Source organism: Arthrobacter woluwensis, from assembly GCF_900105345.1.
In the GTDB taxonomy this organism is placed as follows: domain Bacteria; phylum Actinomycetota; class Actinomycetes; order Actinomycetales; family Micrococcaceae; genus Arthrobacter_E; species Arthrobacter_E woluwensis.
Genome location: NZ_FNSN01000003.1, coordinates 367,007 through 384,669 on the forward strand (window position 1 = coordinate 367,007; position 17,663 = coordinate 384,669).

Annotated in this window: 16 protein-coding genes and 2 tRNA genes; 4 read left to right on the forward strand and 14 right to left on the reverse strand. The window is 67.5% G+C overall.

All coding sequences use genetic code 11. The features are described from left to right. Positions 1-82 precede the first annotated feature (82 nt). From BLV63_RS02290 to BLV63_RS02295, 3 genes are read right to left on the reverse strand one after another with little or no spacing between them, the layout of a single operon-like run. Positions 83-721: an anthranilate synthase component II gene (locus BLV63_RS02290; protein ID WP_066213527.1), complete on the reverse strand. Its 639-nt coding sequence runs from the start codon at positions 719-721 to the stop codon at positions 83-85. Next, complete coding sequence (locus BLV63_RS18585) at positions 718-888, reverse strand: hypothetical protein (protein ID WP_169795514.1); 171 nt, start codon at positions 886-888, stop codon at positions 718-720. The genes BLV63_RS02290 and BLV63_RS18585 overlap by 4 nt, the downstream gene beginning before the upstream one ends. Positions 889-892: 4 nt before the next feature. Then, the gene (locus tag BLV63_RS02295) at positions 893-1,609 is read right to left on the reverse strand and encodes a class E sortase (protein ID WP_255218037.1); all 717 of its coding nucleotides are present in this window, start codon (positions 1,607-1,609) and stop codon (positions 893-895) included. Positions 1,610-1,791: 182 nt separating this feature from the next. Between BLV63_RS02295 and BLV63_RS02300 the strand changes: the two genes are divergently transcribed. Next, a complete protein-coding gene (locus tag BLV63_RS02300; protein ID WP_066213533.1) occupies positions 1,792-2,043 on the forward strand; it encodes a cell division protein CrgA in 252 nt (83 codons plus the stop codon). A 297-nt stretch (positions 2,044-2,340) separates the two neighbouring features. After that, the gene (locus BLV63_RS02305) at positions 2,341-4,383 is read left to right on the forward strand and encodes an NADPH-dependent 2,4-dienoyl-CoA reductase (RefSeq protein ID WP_066213536.1); all 2,043 of its coding nucleotides are present in this window, start codon (positions 2,341-2,343) and stop codon (positions 4,381-4,383) included. Positions 4,384-4,890: 507 nt separating this feature from the next. Here the strand turns inward: BLV63_RS02305 and BLV63_RS02310 are convergent. Continuing rightward, entirely contained in the window at positions 4,891-5,745 is an 855-nt protein-coding gene (locus BLV63_RS02310; RefSeq protein WP_066213539.1) for a rhomboid family intramembrane serine protease, read from the reverse strand. 6 nt (positions 5,746-5,751) lie between these two features. After that, a complete protein-coding gene (locus tag BLV63_RS02315) occupies positions 5,752-6,294 on the reverse strand; it encodes a peptidylprolyl isomerase (RefSeq protein ID WP_066213542.1) in 543 nt (180 codons plus the stop codon). Positions 6,295-6,512: 218 nt separating this feature from the next. On the opposite strand from BLV63_RS02315, the gene BLV63_RS02320 reads away from it, so the two are divergent. Together BLV63_RS02320 and BLV63_RS02325 are read left to right on the forward strand one after the other, a co-directional pair. Then, on the forward strand, positions 6,513-7,565 hold the full coding sequence (locus BLV63_RS02320; RefSeq protein ID WP_066213551.1) for a hypothetical protein: 1,053 nt from the start codon (positions 6,513-6,515) through the stop codon (positions 7,563-7,565). Between the two features lie 123 nt (positions 7,566-7,688). Continuing rightward, on the forward strand, positions 7,689-8,519 hold the full coding sequence (locus BLV63_RS02325) for a glycosyltransferase family 2 protein (RefSeq protein ID WP_066213554.1): 831 nt from the start codon (positions 7,689-7,691) through the stop codon (positions 8,517-8,519). Positions 8,520-8,564: 45 nt separating this feature from the next. On the opposite strand, the gene BLV63_RS02330 is transcribed toward BLV63_RS02325, so the two are convergent. The 9 genes from BLV63_RS02330 to recF form a co-directional block, all read right to left on the reverse strand. Then, positions 8,565-9,461 (reverse strand): DMT family transporter, encoded by an 897-nt coding sequence (locus BLV63_RS02330; protein ID WP_066213557.1) that lies wholly within the window; start codon positions 9,459-9,461, stop codon positions 8,565-8,567. A gap of 67 nt (positions 9,462-9,528) precedes the next feature. Further along, positions 9,529-9,604: transfer RNA gene (locus BLV63_RS02335), tRNA-Ala, on the reverse strand. 11 nt (positions 9,605-9,615) lie between these two features. After that, positions 9,616-9,732 carry a DLW-39 family protein gene (locus BLV63_RS18750; protein WP_217640435.1) on the reverse strand — a complete coding sequence of 39 codons (117 nt, stop codon included), beginning with the start codon at positions 9,730-9,732 and terminating at the stop codon, positions 9,616-9,618. 30 nt (positions 9,733-9,762) lie between these two features. Continuing rightward, positions 9,763-9,836: transfer RNA gene (locus BLV63_RS02340), tRNA-Ile, on the reverse strand. A 131-nt stretch (positions 9,837-9,967) separates the two neighbouring features. Further along, positions 9,968-10,612 carry a DUF3566 domain-containing protein gene (locus BLV63_RS02345; protein WP_066214110.1) on the reverse strand — a complete coding sequence of 215 codons (645 nt, stop codon included), beginning with the start codon at positions 10,610-10,612 and terminating at the stop codon, positions 9,968-9,970. A 104-nt stretch (positions 10,613-10,716) separates the two neighbouring features. Beyond that, positions 10,717-13,386: a DNA gyrase subunit A gene (gene gyrA / locus BLV63_RS02350; RefSeq protein ID WP_066213560.1), complete on the reverse strand. Its 2,670-nt coding sequence runs from the start codon at positions 13,384-13,386 to the stop codon at positions 10,717-10,719. A gap of 79 nt (positions 13,387-13,465) precedes the next feature. Continuing rightward, positions 13,466-15,520 carry a DNA topoisomerase (ATP-hydrolyzing) subunit B gene (gene gyrB / locus BLV63_RS02355; protein WP_066213563.1) on the reverse strand — a complete coding sequence of 685 codons (2,055 nt, stop codon included), beginning with the start codon at positions 15,518-15,520 and terminating at the stop codon, positions 13,466-13,468. 360 nt (positions 15,521-15,880) lie between these two features. Then, positions 15,881-16,423: a DciA family protein gene (locus BLV63_RS02360; RefSeq protein ID WP_066213565.1), complete on the reverse strand. Its 543-nt coding sequence runs from the start codon at positions 16,421-16,423 to the stop codon at positions 15,881-15,883. Then, positions 16,413-17,663 (reverse strand): DNA replication/repair protein RecF, encoded by a 1,251-nt coding sequence (gene recF / locus BLV63_RS02365; protein WP_066213567.1) that lies wholly within the window; start codon positions 17,661-17,663, stop codon positions 16,413-16,415. The genes BLV63_RS02360 and recF overlap by 11 nt, the downstream gene beginning before the upstream one ends.

A 17,663-nucleotide genomic window follows, 5' to 3' on the forward strand; every position in this document is an offset into this window, starting at 1 on the left:
GGCAGAGAAGAGCCCCCAGGACCGGACGGTCCTGGGGGCTCTTCCGTCGGCGGATCCGCCGGTCGCGCGGCTTCCGGTCGCGCTACTTCCGGATCAGGGGCGAGAGCGTGGACGCCTTGGCGGCGGCTCCGGCGAGACCGAGCGACTCCAGCCAGTTCCCGAGCATCTGGTAACCGCCCTCGGTGAGGACCGACTCGGGGTGGAACTGGACGCCGCAGAGGGGCGCGGTGCGGTGGCGCAGCCCCATGATGACGCCGTTGGCGGTCTGGGCCGTGACCTCGAGCTCGGCGGGGATGGAATCGTTCTCCGCGGCGAGGGAGTGGTAGCGGGTGGCGGTGAACGGCGAGGGCACGTCGGCGAAGAGCGGATCCGTCCCGTGTTCGACCTGCGAGGTCTTCCCGTGCATGAGCTCCGGAGCGTGGGAGACGGTCCCGCCGTAGGCCTCGGCGAGGGCCTGGTGACCCAGGCAGACGCCGAGCATCGGCTTGGCGTGCTCGCCGCACCACTTGATCAGCTCGATGCACACGCCGGCCCCCGCGGGGTTGCCGGGACCCGGGGAGACCAGCACGCCGTCGCGGGTGGCGGCGAGTTCGATGGCCTCGTCGAGCGAGACGTCGTCGTTGCGCACCACCGTCGTGTCGGCGCCGAGCTCCTGGAGATAACCCACCAGGGTGTAGACGAAGCTGTCGTAGTTGTCGATGACCAGGATTGAAGTGCTCATGGGCGTTGCGCGGAACCAATCGTCGAGTCGGTGAAGGAGGTGAACTGGGCCATCCAGGGGAAGAGGAACTGGACCATGAGGAACAGCGCCACGGCCACCAGGATCAGGGTCTGGAGGATCCTGAGCCAGAGCGGCCCGGGAAGATGACGGAAGATCCATGAGTACATGCGTTCAGCCCTTTCCTGAAACCTTGGCGACGAGCGGGGCGATCTCCCGCGGTGCGCCCGCGCTCAGCGGACGCCAGCTCTCCATGACGGAATACGCGATGATGCGTTCCTCGGACCCGAAGCGCGGATTGCAGCTCGTCATGGTCATCAGGCGCTCCTTCGGCTGGGCTCCGGGGACCGTGGGCACCGGGAGGATGACGTCGACCCGGTTGGGGAGGACGATCTCGGTGTTGCGGTACACATAGGTGTAGAAGCCCTCGCGGGTCTGGACGTAGATCTTGTCCCCAGGCTGCAGCAGGTGGATGTTGTCCAGCACCGAACCGTGGGTCTGCCGGTGCCCGGCCACGGCGAAGTTGCCGAGCGCGCCCGGCATGGCGGTCTTGTCGTAGTGGCCGAGTCCCAGGGTGTCCAGGACGTCCTGGCTGGTGCCCTGGATGAGCGGGCGCGAATAGTCGCTGCCGAAGCGGGGGACGTAGACGACGCCGAGCATCTCACCGTGGGGCTGAGCCTGCGCCACGCGTGGGGCGCCGAAGTCCCGCTCGGCGCTGCCGGCGGGTGGCGCCGCAGGCGGGGTGAACTGCCGCGTGAAGCTCTGGACGGCCTGTTCCTGCTGATGGTCCGCCGTGACATTCGTCCACCAGAGGTCCCATCCGACGAACAGCAGGAGGACCAGGCCGGCGGTCATGAGGAGCTCACCCAACACCTGGATGACTTTGCGCACCGGAGCCTCCTCTTCGCTGGACCAAGCGGTCCCTGATGGCACACGCTCAGATCGGCCAGGGTTCCAGCGGCTACCATGGGAGTCTGAACCGCTTGCGCCCCGGCGTCCGCGGCCGGTCGAGCGTGTCCCAGCAGGATATCAAGGCCGGCTGGTCGTCCGCTTAACACCAATGGAGGAGCCCCATGCCTGAGTCCAAACAGCGACGCCGCGTGTCCCGCCCGGCCGCCGCCACCCAGGGCAAGGCGATCAAGCCGACCCCCACCTGGTACAAGGCTGTCATGTTCGGCCTCATGATCCTCGGCCTGCTGTGGATCATGACCTTCTACATCTCCAGCGGTCTCCTGCCGATCCCGGCCCTGAACGGCTGGAACATCGGCGTCGGATTCGGTCTGCTCCTGGTCGGATTCCTCATGACCACCCGCTGGCGGTCCTGAACCGCACCGGCCCCGCTCGCAGGACCCGTCCCGACCCGGGGAGGGTCCTGCGTCGTCTCCGGGGAAGGGGCCCGCGCCGACGACTCGTCGCCGGTCTCGTCCACAACATCACAGGCAAGTTATCCACAGTGGGGATATTTCTGTGGGAAAACCTGCTGTTCGCACCGCCCGCCGCCCGATCCCCGCAATTCCGGGACCCTGACTTACACAGGTGTAAGTTACCCACAGTGGGGACAAGCTGTGGAAAAGCATTCCGAACCCTTGGCCAAACAAGTTACTGGCGAGTAACATAGTGGCGTGAACCACAGCTCCCAGGCCGAGGCCTTCCCCCTGCTGTTCAGCCCGCTCACCGTCGACGGCGTCCGGCTGAAGAACCGCATCATCATGGGTTCCATGCACACGGGTCTCGAGGACCACCGCAAGGACGCGGACGCCCTCGCGGCCTTCTACGCCGAGCGCGCCCGCGGCGGCGCCGGGCTGATCGTCACCGGTGGTTACGCCCCGACCCTCAGTGGATGGCTCTCACCCTTCGGGTCCAGCCTCACCTCCCGCCGTCAGCTCGGCGCGCACCGCAAGGTCACGGAGGCCGTGCACCGCGACGGCGGCCGGATCGCCTTACAGATCCTGCATGCCGGCCGTTACGGCCACCACCCGCTCATCGTGGCGCCCTCGCGGCTCAAGGCCCCCATCACGCCGTTCACGCCCCGGGCTCTCAGCTCCCGCGGCGTCGAGCGCCAGATCGACGGCTTCGTCCGCTGCGCGCGGCTGGCGCAGGCCGCAGGGTACGACGGCGTCGAGATCATGGGCGGCGAGGGCTACTTCATCAACCAGTTCCTCAGCTCACGCAGCAACCAGCGCACCGATGAGTGGGGCGGGAGCCCGGCCGCCCGGCGTCGGGTGCCAGTGGAGATCGTGCGCAGGATCCGCGCCGCGGCCGGGGAAGGCTTCATGGTCCTGTTCCGGCTCTCCATGGCGGACCTGGTCCCGCAGGGTCAGACCCAGGAGGAGATCCTGGACCTGGCGCGCGAACTCGAAGCGGCCGGCGCCGGGATGATCACCACCGACATCGGCTGGCACGAGTCCCGCGTCCCCACCATCGTCACCTCCGTGCCGCGCGCCGCGTTCACCGAATTCACCGAAGTGGTCGCCAAAGCCGTGAGCATCCCCGTGGCGGCGTCGAACCGCATCAACATGCCGGCCGTCGCGGAGGAGGTCCTGGCCGGGACCGGCATCCAGGCGGTCTCGCTGGCGCGGCCGATGCTGGCCGATCCGGAGTGGTCCCTCAAGGCCGCGAGCGGTCGCGTGGACGAGATCAACACGTGCATCGGCTGCAATCAGGCGTGCCTGGACCACGCCTTCTCGGGCCGCAAGGTCAGCTGCCTGGTCAATCCCCGTGCGGGCCGGGAACTCACCCTCACCCTGGGCCCGACCGTGCTCCGCAAGCGCGTCGCCGTCGTCGGGGCCGGGCCGGCCGGACTCGCCACCGCGGTGACGGCCGCCGAACGTGGGCACGCCGTCACCCTCTTCGAAGCGGGAGACACGATCGGAGGACAGTTCGGCATCGCCCAGCGCATCCCGGGCAAGGAGGAGTTCTCCGAAACCCTGCGGTACTACACGCGGCGCCTGGAGTTGCTCGGCGTCGAGGTGCGCCTCAACCAGCGGGCGACGGCCCAGGAACTGGCCGGCGCCTTCGACGAGGTGGTCGTCGCGACCGGCGTCGAGCCGCGGATGCCCGCCATTCCGGGGATCGACCACCCCAGTGTCATGAGCTACGCCGAATTGGTCCGGGGAGCCCGCCAGGCCGGCTCCCGGGTGGCCGTGATCGGCGCGGGCGGCATCGGCGTGGACGTCTCCGAGTTCCTCACGCATCAGGAGTCGCCGAGTCTCGACCTCGACCTGTGGCGCCGCGAATGGGGCGTGAGCACCGATCCCGACGCTCCGGGCGCCCTGGAGCGTCCCGACCATCAGCCCAGCCCCCGCACCGTCTACCTGCTGCAGCGCCGAGAGGGCAAGATCGGCGCGGGACTGGGCAAGACCACGGGCTGGGTCCACCGGGCCTCCCTGAAGGCCAAGGGCGTGGTGCAGCTGAGCGGCGTCAACTACGAGAAGATCGACGACGCCGGCCTCCACCTCAGCTTCGGCGCCGAGCGGAAGGATCCGCGCATCCTCGAAGTGGACAGCGTGGTGATCTGCGCCGGGCAGGAATCCGTGAATTCGCTCGCCGGAGAACTGGAGCGGCTCGGACAGAGCGTGCACGTGATCGGAGGAGCGGCCCTCGCCGCGGAGGTCGATGCGAAGCGTGCCATCCGCGAAGGCACGGAGCTCGCCGCGGCCTTCTGAGCCGTCACACCGAAGAGCGCGCATCAAGCGCTTGCCGGTCCCCTGCGACAAAACCGGGGCCGCGCGGATAAGTGAGCGTCCACTCTGGATTACACACACCCTCTGCATAGCTCATGACGAAGTTATCCACAGCTGTGGACAGCAATTGTGGGAAACTGCGGTCCGAACCGCCATGGCAGGGATTCGGGTTCGATGATGCGTCATGTACCGATCCACAGAAAGCCACAGCTGTGGACATCTCCTGTGGATAGAGCGCGCCCCGTGAGCCGACAGCTCCCTGTGGAGTTCGCTTCGCACCGGATGGGCCGGCGGACCTCTTCGGAGAACCGGACCGGAGCCGGATCCCCTTCTGACCACCTCGCCCACAAATCCACAAAAAAATCCCCAGATGTTATCCACAGGGGTGGATAACATCTGGGGATTTCATGGAGACCGGCTCAATCCCGGACTCGATGCTCTTGAACTACAGCGCTGTAACTTATTAACACTGTGGACAACCCCTGTGGATTACGGGAGCGGCAGAGTGCTGTCCTTCCACACGGTCAGGATGACGAGAACCACGGTCACCAGGCCCAATCCGAGCCATTGCCAGAGCGGCGCCCGCTGGGAGCGCCCGGTGCCCACGAGGACGGCCGCACACGCGGCTCCCGTGACTAGACCGCCCAAGTGGGCCTGCCAGGCGATGCCGGACACCAGGAAGCCGAAGGCCAGGTTGATCCCGAGCAGCACCCACAGCTGCGTCATGGGCCCGCCACGGCGGCGCTGGACGAGCAGCATGGCGCCGAAGAGCCCGAAGATCGCACCCGAGGCGCCGACGACGCCCACCACCGGCAGCCAGGGGGTCAGCAGGAGATAGCCCACGGAGCCGCCCACCGCGGAGATGAGATACAGAGCCAGGTAACGCGCCCGCCCGAGCAGCGGCTCCAGGGCCTGACCGAAGATCCACAGGGTGTACATGTTCAGGGCGAGATGCAGGATGTTGCCCTGCGAGTGCAGGAAGGCCGAGGTGAGCATGCGCCACGGCTCAGAGCCCGCGTAGATGTTCGCGAACGCGAAGTTCTGGAAGATGAAGTCACCCGGGATCAGCCACTGCAGGGCGTAGACCGCCACGCACACGGCGATGATCCCCCAGGTGACCACGGGGCGGCCGGTGGCCACGGCGCCGCCGAAGGCGCCGCGCACTCGCGGCGCCGACGCCTGCGCCTCACGGACGCAATCGACGCATTGAACCCCGACGGCCGCCGGCCTCTGGCATTCCGGGCAGGCCGGCCGGCCACAGCGCTGGCAGCTCACATAGGAGACTCGGTCAGGATGGCGTGGACAGACAGGGACCGCTCCGGCCGCCGGGGTTCCGTAACTCATGCGGTTTTAGAGCTGCTCGATCTCGATGCTCTTGATCACCACGTCCTCGACCGGACGGTCGCCCATGCCGGTGCGGACGCCCTCGATCGCGTCGACGACCTTACGGGACTCCTCGTCAGCCACCTCACCGAAGATGGTGTGCTTGCCCTGCAGCCAGGTGGTGGGGATGGTGGTGATGAAGAACTGGGAACCGTTGGTGCCCTGGCCCATCTGGATGCCGGCGTTGGCCATGGCCAGCTTGTACGGCTCGTTGAAGTTCAGCTCGGGGTGGATCTCGTCATCGAAGCGGTAGCCGGGGCCGCCGACGCCGCGGCCGAGGGGATCGCCGCCCTGGATCATGAAGTCCTTGATGATGCGGTGGAAGATCGTTCCGTCGTACAGCGGGGTGCCGGTCTTGTCCTCGCCCGTCTCCGGGTGGGTCCAGGCCTGCTCGCCCGTGGCGAGACCGACGAAGTTCTTGACCGTCTTGGGCGCGTGGTTGCCGAAGAGGTTGACGACGATGTCGCCCTGGTTGGTGTGGATGGTTGCCTTGGCGGTTGCAATACTCATGTCCCGATTCTCCCACGCAGCGCTGAGGGGCTCCTGGAGGTGGGCTGGGTTCCGCGGTGGGTGAAATCTTGCGCCGCGATACATTCCACATAGCCGCACATCAGGAAATGCAACTAGGCTGACTGCTAAGGACACCAAGCACTGCAGAGTGCCTGCCGGTCGCCGTCATGGGACTGACGGGCTTCACTCCACAGGAAGTGTTGATGCTAGGAGGCACCATGAAAAAGACCGTCAATTCCGCACGGGACCTTGAGCAGGGCGTGACGCAGGGCATCGAACAGGCCCGTGACTGGGCGGCGCCGCGTGTCGAAGCGGCCGTCAACTGGGCTGTGCCCCGGATCCAGCAGGGCATCGAGACGGCGTCGCCGAAGATCCAGGACGGCCTCAAGAGCGCGGCCCACAACCTGGCCGACGGCGTCGCCACCGTGACCCCTCGTCTCCAGGAGGGCCTGGCCCACCTCGGCCCGAAGATCCACGACGCCGTGGAGGAGGCCAGCCCGCGCATCCAGGAAGCCCTGGACAAGACCACTCCGGCTCTCGCCACCGCCCGGGACAAGGTGGTGAGCGAATACCTCCCCCTGATCTCCGAGCAGCTCGGCAAGGCTTCCGAGGCCGTGCACCACGGCCTGGAGCAGGCGCCCGAGCAGATCGACGCGGTCGCCCGCCGCTTCGCCGATTCCCCCGTGGTGAACCAGCTGCAGGAGCAGGCCTCCGAGCTCGGTCAGCAGGGCCGCCAGATCGCGTCTGCCGCCGCTGACGCCGCGAACCAGCAGCTTGCGAAGCCCCAGAAGGGCAAGAAGAAGGGCCTCCTGGTCTTTGCGGTGATCGGCGCCGCGGTCGCGGCCGGTGTGGCCGTCTGGAAGGCCTCTCGCCCGACGCAGGATCCGTGGAAGGTGCCGGCGGAGCGTCCTCAGGACCGCCCCGCCCAGTCCTCCGGCCCCGCACACAGCGCGCCCGCCGTCGTCGAGGCCGTCAAGGACGCCGGCGAGAAGGTCGCCACCAAGGCCCAGCACGTCGCCGAGAAGGCCGGCGACGCCGCCGAAGCCGGTGTGAAGGAGGCCAAGGCCGCCGTGGAGGAGAAAACGGAGAAGGCGTCGGAGTCCGCTGCGGACGTCAGCGAACGCGCCCGCACCACGGCCCGCCGCGCCGCGGAGAAGATCCACGAGGCCAGCCAGAAGACCGCCGAGGCGGGCAAGGCGAAGGTCGAGGAGGCCAAGGACAAGGCCGAAGAGGTCGCCTCCGACGTGAAGGACGCCGCGGACGGCAAGTAGCCTCCAGCACGGCACGTGCACCGCAAGACGCCCCGTCGGCCACCCTGCCGGCGGGGCGTCTTGCTATGTTTGAGGGGATCAAGCCCCATCGGGCGCATCCGTGTTTTGGAAATCGAGGACTGAGTGAACCGGCCCAGTGTGTCGATCGTGATCCCCGCTTACAACGAGGAGAGCGTCATCCGCCAGTGCCTGACGGCGGCCATCTATCAGAGTTCCCCCGCCCACGAGATCATCGTGGTGGACAACAAGTCCACGGACCGGACGGCGGAGATCGTCCGCTCCATGCAGCTGGAATACCCCGAATCACCCATCCACCTCGTGGCGCAGCATGACGCCCAGGGGCTCATTCCCACCCGCAACGCCGGGCTCGACTACGGCAGCGGTGAAGTGCTCGGCCGGATCGACGCCGACTCCGTCCTGGAACCCGAATGGGTCGAGCAGGTGCAGAACGCCTTCCTGGACCCCACCGTGCAGGCGGCCACCGGTCCCGTGCTCTACTACGACATGCCGCTGCGCCGCTGGGGCCAGAAGGCCGACGACCGGATGCGGCAGCTCATGCTGCGGCTGGCCCGCCACGAGTACCACTTCCTGTTCGGCTCCAACATGGCCCTGCGGAAGAGCGCCTGGGAGATCATCCGCTCCGAGACGTGCCTGGATGAGAAGGACGAGATGCATGAGGACATCGACCTCTCGCTACATCTGGCCGAGCACAGCCTCCGCGTCCAGTACGTCCCCACCATGGTCTCGGGGATGTCCGCACGCCGGCTGGAGGATTCGCCACGGGACTACAGCTACTACGTGACCCGCTTCGACCGCACCTACAAGGCCCACAACATCAAGAAGATCGCCCTGAAAGCACCGATGGTGGTCTTCTACTCGGTCTACTTCCCGGCGAAGATCCTCCGCGCCATCCACAGCGCGACGGCGGCGGTGCCGGAGCGCGGCGGGCTCTAGCGCGCGGCGGGCCGACGTTCTGCCGGGTTGACCCGCCTGGCGGCGTCAGTCGATCGGCGCTTCCTCGAGATTCTCCCGTCTTCCCCGTTGCCCGGCGATGACGATCGCGAGGCCGGCGATGATCAGGGCCAGGCCGGCATAGGTCCCCGCGGGGAGCACTTCGTGCAGGAACACCGCGGCGAGGATCGCGGCTCCCGGGATCTCCAGCAGCACCAGCATGGACACCACGAGGGCGCTCATGTGGCCCACCAGGTAGTTCAGCGAGGTATGGCCGAGGAGCTGCGCGGCCACCGTGATGGCCAGGATGCCGAGCCAGCCGTTGAGCTCGAACCCGACCAGCGGCTGCCGCCCCACGAGCGCCATCACCAGGACCACCAGGGCGCAGAACGCGTAGCAGATCCCCGTGTAGGCGCCCGTCGTCATGTCCTCCCGGGCTTTGCTGCCGGCCAGCGTGTACACACCCGCCAGGATGCCGCCCAGGATCGCCAGGATGTCGCCCCAGAGCGCCTGAGGGGACGACCCCATGTCGAAGCCCGTGATCGCCACGACGCCGATGAAGGAGACCCCCAGCCCCGCCAGGACGTGCCAGGAGTGCTTCGTGCCGCGGAAGAGCTGGATGAGGGCGATCCAGGCCGACTGCAGACAGACGAGCGCCGTGGAGGCGGCCACGCTGGTCAGCTCGAGCGAGTAGAAGAAGCAGACGAAGTGGAAGGCCAGGGCGACTCCCGCGACGCCGCTCCACACCAGCGAGCGGCGGCTCACCCGGGTGAAGGACTGTGGGCGGCGGGCCAGTTCGGGAGCGCCCATCACGACGGCGGCGATCGCGTTGCGCCAGAAGGCGATCGCGAGAGCCCCGACCGTGGTGCCCGCCAGCGTGGCGGAGACCAGCGGTCCCGAGGCGGAGACTCCGAGGATGCCCAGCGTGGCCATCAATGCGTTCATGCCTCAGCCTTCCGCCGTCGTCGTGGGGGCAAAACAAAAGGACCGTCTTGCGACGATCCTTTTGTGCTGGTGGAGGCAAGGGGACTCGAACCCCTAACCCCCTGCTTGCAAAGCAGGTGCGCTACCAATTGCGCCATGCCCCCAGAAATCCCGGTCAGGAAACCGTATCGGTTCCTTGCTTCCAGGCACCCTTCTGGGCTTCGGACTCCCGGGCCTTCTTCACGATGACCACGGAAGCGACTGCCAGTGCGATGACGAGCAATTTCTTCATGGTGCCTCGTTCCGTGAACTCGGTGTTCCGTGGGCGTACCAGGACTTGAACCTGGGACCTCTTCGTTATCAGCGAAGCGCTCTAACCGCCTGAGCTATACGCCCCCACAGCCTACGAGTCTCCTCGATCGGGCCGAGATAAGACTTTACAGGACTTCCCTGCCCAAGCCAAATCGGCCGGGACACCGTGCACACGGTGTCCCGGCCGATCAGAGGCTGGCTCTCGAAGGGGCCGTTCAGTCGTCCGTGAGTGTGACGCCCACGCCGCCCACCAGGGTGGCGGCGAGGTTGTACAGCACGGCGGACAGCGTCGAGATGGCCGTGAGGAGCACGACGTTCACCACGGCGATGATCGTGGAGAAGGAGACGACCTGGCCGAGCGAGGCGACCTTCCGGAGGTCGAAGCCGCCGCTTTCGCTGCCGGCCACGTCGCCCACGAGCTTGTTGACCTGGTTGAAGATGCCGGTCAGGTCCAGCACGGTCCACAGGACCAGGGCGGCCACCACGGTCACGATGCCCAGCGCCACGGAGAGCAGGAAGGACATCTTCAGCACCGACCACGGGTCGACCTTGCTGATCATGAGCTTGGCACGGCGCACCTTTGCCTTGGGCGCGGGCTTCACGAGCCCCGCGGTGGCGGCGGAAGCGGCCGGACCCGCAGGAGCCTGGGCGGGACGCGCCTGCGCCGGGCGGGCCTGCGCCGGCCGCGCGTCGGCCGGACGCGAAGCGTTCGCGGAACCCTGTGCCGCACCCGTGGCGCCGGGGACGGGAGACTTGCTCACGGCCGGGGCCGGACGGGAGGCGGGAGCCTGGCGCTGCTGTTCCGCGGCGGGCTTGGCCTGAGGCTTCGGCTGCTGCGGGGCTTCGAAGGGGGACGCCACCGGCCGGGACGGCTGACCGCCCTTGTCGGCGGAACCACCGGATGGGTTCGCGGAGCCTTCGTCCTTCGTCGGTCGGCTCTCAAAGGGGCTCGAGTTCGAGGGGCTCACGCGGTACCTCCACTGGTTTCATTGCTCTGCGGATCGTCCGAACCGGATTCGCCGGATTCGGTGTCCTGGACGGGGACGGACGCATCGGCGCCGTCCGTGTTCTGACTCAACGTTACGTCATCGCCTGCGGCATCGTCCGGTGTTTCACCGGAATCCTCGGCCTCCAGACCGCGCTCGGTGTTGCGCGCGACGCCGATGATGCGGTCGTTCTTGTCCGGCTTGGCGAAGATGACGCCCATGGTGTCGCGGCCCTTCGCGGGGACGCCCTGCACCGAGGAACGGACCACCTTGCCGCCTTCCATGACCACGAGGACCTCGTCGTTCTCATCCACGATGAGAGCGCCGACCAGATCACCGCGTTCCTCGGCGAGCTTGGCCACCTTGATGCCCAGGCCGCCACGGTTCTGCAGGCGGTATTCATCGGCCGCGGTGCGCTTGGCGTAGCCACCTTCGGTCACCACGAACACGTAGGAGTCCTCGGTGACCACATCGGCGGCGAGGAGCTCGTCGGCCTCGCGGAACTTCATGCCGGTGACGCCCGAGGTGGCGCGGCCCATGGGACGCAGCGCCTCGTCGTCGGCGGTGAAGCGGATCGACTGACCCTTGCGGGACACCAGGATGAGGTCGTCCGTCTCGCTGACCAGCTGGGCCGAGACCACTTCGTCGCCGTCGCGCAGGTTGATGGCGATCACGCCGGCGCTGCGGTTGGTGTCGTAGTCCTCCAGGCGGGTCTTCTTGACCAGACCGCCCTTCGTGGCGAGCACCAGGTAGGGGGCCTGCTGGTAGTCGCGCAGGTCGAGGACCTGGGCGATGTGCTCGTCCGGCTGGAAGGCCAGCAGGTTCGCCACGTGCTGGCCCTTGGCGTCACGGCCGGCCTCGGCCAGTTCGTACGCCTTCGCGCGGTACACGCGGCCCAGGTTGGTGAAGAACAGCAGCCAGTGGTGGGTGGTGGTGACGAAGAAGTGCTCCACGACGTCGTCGCCGCGCAGCTGGGCGCCCTTGATGCCCTTGCCGCCGCGCTGCTGCGAGCGGTAGTTGTCGCTGCGGGTGCGCTTGACGTAGCCGCCGCGGGTGATCGTGACGACCACCTCTTCCTCGGGGATGAGGTCCTCGATGGACATGTCACCGTCAAAGCCGCGCAGGATCTGCGTGCGGCGGTCATCGCCGTGCTTCTCGACGATCCCGGCCAGCTCCTCGGAGATGATCGCGCGCTGGCGGTCCTCGGACGCGATGATCTCCTTGTACTCGGTGATCAGCGCTTCGAGCTCGGCGTGACGCTCCTGGAGCTTCTGGCGCTCCAGGGCGGCCAGACGGCGCAACTGCATGTCGAGGATGGCGCGCGCCTGGAGCTCGTCGATCTCGAGCAGCTCCATCAGACCATCGCGGGCGGCCTCCGTGGTGCTGGACGCGCGGATCAGGGCGATGACCTCATCCAGCATGTCGAGCGCCTTGAGGAGCGCGCGCAGGATGTGCGCCTCTTCCTCGGCACGGCGCAGACGGTACTGGGTCCGTCGGGCGATGACGTCCAACTGGTGCGTCACCCAGTGGCGGATGAACGCGTCGAGGCTCAGCGTGCGCGGCACACCGTCCACGATCGCCAGCATGTTCGCGGAGAAGTTCTCCTGCAGCTGGGTGTGCTTGTAGAGGTTGTTCAGGACCACCTTGGCCACGGCGTCGCGCTTGAGCACGATCACGAGGCGCTGGCCGGTGCGGCCGGAGGTCTCATCGCGCAGGTCGGCGATGCCCTGGACCTTGCCGTCCTTGACCAGTTCGGCGATCTTCACGGCCAGATTGTCCGGGTTCGCCTGGTAGGGCAGCTCGGTGACCACGAGGCAGGTGCGGCCCTGGATCTCCTCGACGTTGACCACGGCACGCATCGTGATGGAACCACGGCCCGTGCGGTACGCGTCCTCGATGCCCTTGTGGCCCAGAATCGTGGCGCCGGTGGGGAAATCCGGTCCCTTGATGCGGACCAGGAGCTCTTCGAGGAGCTCTTCGCGGGTGGCGTCCGGGTTCTGCAGGTACCACTGCACGCCGTCCGCCACTTCGCGGAGGTTGTGCGGCGGGATGTTGGTGGCCATGCCGACCGCGATGCCGGAGGACCCGTTGACCAGCAGGTTCGGGAACCGCGCCGGCAGGATGGTCGGCTCGAGGCTGCGGCCGTCGTAGTTGGGCTGGAAATCGACGGTCTCCTCGTCGATGTCCCGGACCATCTCCATGGCGAGCTGCGACATCTTCGTCTCGGTGTACCGGGGGGCGGCCGCGCCGTCGTTGCCCGGGGAGCCGAAGTTGCCCTGGCCGAGCGCGAGCGGGTAACGCATCACCCAGTCCTGGATGAGGCGGACCAAGGCGTCGTAGATCGCCATGTCACCGTGCGGGTGGTACGTGCCCATCACGTCGCCGACCACGCGGGCGCACTTGCTGAACGCCTTGTCGGGGCGGTAGCCGCCGTCGTACATCGCGTAGATGACGCGGCGGTGCACCGGCTTGAGGCCGTCCCGGACGTCCGGGAGGGCGCGGCCCACGATCACGGCCATGGCGTAATCGAGGTAGGAGCGCTGCATCTCGGTCTGCAGGTCGACCTGCTCGACGCGGTCCACCAGCGTGCCCTCGATGGCGGCCTCAGGGCTCTTCATGCCAGGGATTTCGGGAGTTTCGTCACTCATCGTTCCGTCTTTCGTTTCACGTTGATCAGTTCCGGATCAGGCGCACGACGGCGGCACTCGACCGCCGTCGCCGGCTCGCCTAGATGTCCAGGAACCTGACGTCCTTGGCGTTCTGCTGGATGAAGTTACGGCGGGATTCGACATCCTCGCCCATGAGGACCGAGAACACCTGGTCCGCGGCGAGGGCGTCGTCCATGGTGACCTGCAGCAGCGTGCGGCGGTCGGGATCCATGGTGGTGTCCCAGAGCTCGGTGTAGTCCATCTCGCCGAGACCCTTGTAGCGCTGGATGCCGTTCTCCTTGGGCAGGCGCTTGTTCTCGGCCTGTCCCTTGGCCAGCGCGGCGTCACGCTCGGCGTCGCTGTAGACGTAATCGTGGGTCGCGTTGGACCACTTGATGCGGTACAGCGGAGGCTGCGCCAGGTAGACGTAACCGTTCTCGATGAGCGGCCGCATGTAACGGAACAGCAGGGTCATGAGCAGCGTGGTGATGTGCTGGCCGTCCACATCGGCATCGGCCATGAGCACGATCTTGTGGTAGCGCAGCTTCTCCAGGTCGAAGTCCTCGCCGATCCCGGCGCCGAACGCCGTGATCATCGACTGCACTTCGGCGTTGCCGAGGGCCTTGTCCAGGCGGGCACGCTCGACGTTCAGGATCTTGCCGCGCAGCGGCAGGATCGCCTGGGTCTCCGGGTTGCGGCCACGCTTGGCGGAACCGCCTGCGGAGTCACCCTCCACGATGTACACCTCGCAGCGCGACGGGTCCTTGGAGGAGCAGTCGGAGAGCTTGCCGGGCATGCCGAAGGACTCCAGCGGGCTCTTCCGGCGGGCGTTGTCACGCGCTTTCCGGGCCGCGAGCCGTGCCTGGGCGGCGTTGATCGCCTTCCGGATGATGTCCCGCGCGGGGCCGGGGTTGCGCTCGAGCCAGTCGCCGAATTCCTCGGTCACGGCGCGCTGCACGAAGCCCTTGGCCTCGGAGTTGCCGAGCTTGGTCTTGGTCTGGCCTTCGAACTGCGGTTCGGAGAGCTTCACCGAGATGACGGCGGTCAGGCCTTCACGGATGTCATCACCGGTGAGGTTGTCGTCCTTCTCCTTGATGATGTTCTTCTCGCGGGCGTAGCGGTTGATGAGGGTGGTCAGCGCGGCGCGGAAACCTTCCTCGTGGGTGCCGCCCTCATGCGTGTTGATGGTGTTCGCGTAGGTGTGGACGCTCTCGGAGTACGCCGTGGTCCACTGCATCGCCATCTCGAGCGAGATCTGCTTGTCGGTGTCCTCGGTCGCGAGGGAGATCACGTCCGGGTGGACCAGCTCGGTCTTCTTGCTCTTGTTGAGGTGGACCACGTAGTCCAGGAGACCGTTGTCGTACTGGTAGACCACGGTCCGCGGACCGCTTTCGGCCTCATTGAGGTGGTCCAGATCCAGGTCCTCGTCGGGCGTCTCGATCTCGCGCTCGTCCGTCAGCGTGATGCGCAGGCCCTTGTTGAGGAACGCCATCTGCTGGAATCGGGCGCGGAGCGTCTCGAAGTCGAACTCGGTGGTCTCGAAGATCTCGGGGTCCGGGTAGAAGGTCTGGGAGGTGCCCGTCGCCTCGGTCTCCTCGCCCTTCACCAGCGGGCCCGTCGGCTTGCCGCCGTCGGCGAAGGACATGCGCCAGGCGTGTCCCTGACGGCGGACCACGGTGTCCACGCGGCGGGACAGCGCGTTCACGACGGAGATACCCACGCCGTGCAGGCCACCGGAGACGGAGTAACCGCCGCCGCCGAACTTGCCGCCGGCGTGCAGGATGGTCATGACCACTTCCACCGTGGGCTTGCCCTCGGTCGGGTGGATGTCCACGGGGATGCCACGGCCGTCGTCCACCACGCTGACGCCGCCGTCGGCCTGGAGCACCACCTCGATGTGGGAGCAGTACCCGGCCAGGGCCTCATCCACCGAGTTGTCCACGACTTCGTAGACGAGGTGGTGGAGACCGCGGGGTCCGGTCGAACCGATGTACATGCCGGGCCGTTTGCGGACGGCTTCCAGACCTTCAAGGACGGTGATGTCACTGGCGCCGTAGTCGCGCTGCGTGGTGGCGGACAGTCCGCTTTCCGGCTGCGGATCGGCGTCTGGGTGTTCGGCGTTCTCAATGGCCACAGGCGTGTCTTTCCTTCGTTGCTCTTAAAGCGTGCTCGGCCAGCCATCCGCCACGGCGGTCGGCTGACATGAACGGGCTGACGTGTGTGGTGCTCGTTCCATGGGTCCTCCGGCGCGAGGCACCGCCGGTGCGGTCCCGGGACATGGATCGAGCGCCGGATCCGTCACGAAGCGGCGCTCTGAGCCTCACCCTTCATTCTACCCTTTAGAACTGAACGATTCCTGATTCTGGGACGCTCCTCGCGAAGAAAAACAGCTCTGACCGGCCCGCAACGGGCTCTTGGCGCTCTCGGAGGGCTCTCGGATGGCCCGGGATACGGCTCACGGGGCGTTCAGAGCTCCTGGAGGCCGTGGAGCGTTTCACCCGTAGGTGTCGCGTGGACCCCGTCCGGGCACACTCCGGCGCCCCTTCTTCCAGGACGGCGCGTTGGGTCCGTGGATCTCGATCACCGTCACGATCCCCGGCCCCACTTCGGTCCGGAACTTCTCCAGCAGGCTGGGGCGCAGCAGACGCATATTGGCCGCCCAGGCCGTGGAATCGCAACGCACCGTCAGCGTCGTGCCCGCGAATCCGGTTGCCTGGCAATGCGCGGCGACCTCCGGACCGACGAAGGACGGCCACTGACTGACCACCGATCCCACCGCGACCGGCGAGCTCCAGCCACGGTCCGCCACCAGGCGTCCCATGATCGAGCCGACGCCCTGAGGGTCCCGGCCCAGCCCGAATTCGCGGGAGGGACGGGCCTTCTTCTTCGCCGGCCTCGGCCCTTCGAGCGATCCGGACGTGGACCTGCTGCGGATCTCACCGCGCAACTCGGCGGCGCGGCGCGCACGCCGCAAAGCGTCACGTGCGGCGTCGGGGCCCTCCTGTTCGGGTGTGCCCGGATCCGGCTCACGCACCATCGCCGTCTCCCGGAAGGACCGTGCCGGGAAGCACCCGGACCCTGGAACCGGCGAGCTCCGGGGGCACATCGCTGTCCACCGCGGCCGTGACCAGCACCTGTTCCGCAGTGGCCACGATCGTCGCCAGACGTGCCCGGCGCTGGGCATCGAGCTCGGCGAAGACATCGTCCAGGATCAGGATGGGGGCCTGGGTCCCGGACAGATCGTCCTCGAGCAGGGCGTAGTACGCGGCCAGGCGCAAGGACAGGGCGAAGGACCAGGTCTCGCCGTGGGAAGCGAAGCCCTTCGCGGGCGCTTGTCCCAGGAGCAGTTCCCATTCCTCGCGATGTGGCCCCACGAGGGTCAGGCCACGGTCGGCCTCCTGCTGCCGACTCGCCTTCAGCGCCAGCAGATAGCGCTCGGTGAGGCGGGCGACGTCGTCTCCGGCGAGACGCGCCGCGTCATCCTCAGCCGCAGGGATCCCGACGACGGCGGGGCCGCCGTCGTCGTCCGCTGCGGGTGGAGCGGGCGGCGCGTCCGCCGCACCCGCCTCGGTCTCGAAGGCGACCGTGGAGCGGTACTGGGCGCGCGCGATCTTCGAGCCGTCGGTGAGGGAGGCGTAGGCGGTGTCGATATGAGGCTGAAGGCTCCGGACCAGGGCGAGCCTGGCATGAAGCAGTTCGGCGCCCTTGGCCGCGAGGTGGTGATCCCACACATCGAGGGTGGCCTCCTGCGCGGAGGACAGCCGTCCGCCGCGGGCTGATTTCAGCAGGGCGTTCCGCTGTTTGAGGACCCGGTCGTAATCGGCGCGCGTCCCCGCGTGGCGCGGTTCCAGCGTCACGAGCAGTTCGTCGAGGAACCGGCGCCGGACGGCCGGTTCGCCCTTGACCAGGGCCAGGTCCTCCGGTGCGAAGAGCACCGAACGGACCAGGCCCAGGATGTCCCGGGCCCGCACCGGGTTCCCCCGGTTGATGCGGGCCCGGTTGGCCCTGGCGGCGTTGATCTCTACTTCCACGCTGGCCTGCTGCTCACCACGGACCAGCCGCGCCCGGATGAACGCCTGTTCGGTGCCGAACCGCAGCAACGGCTGGGCCGAAGAGACGCGGTGCGAACCGAGCGTGGAGAGGTAGCCGATCGCTTCCATCACGTTGGTCTTGCCCACGCCGTTGGACCCGACCAGGACGGTCACGCCCGGCTCCAGCGGGAGTTCAAGCTGAGGGTAACTGCGGAAATCCGTCAGCGAGAGATGCGCCAGGTACAC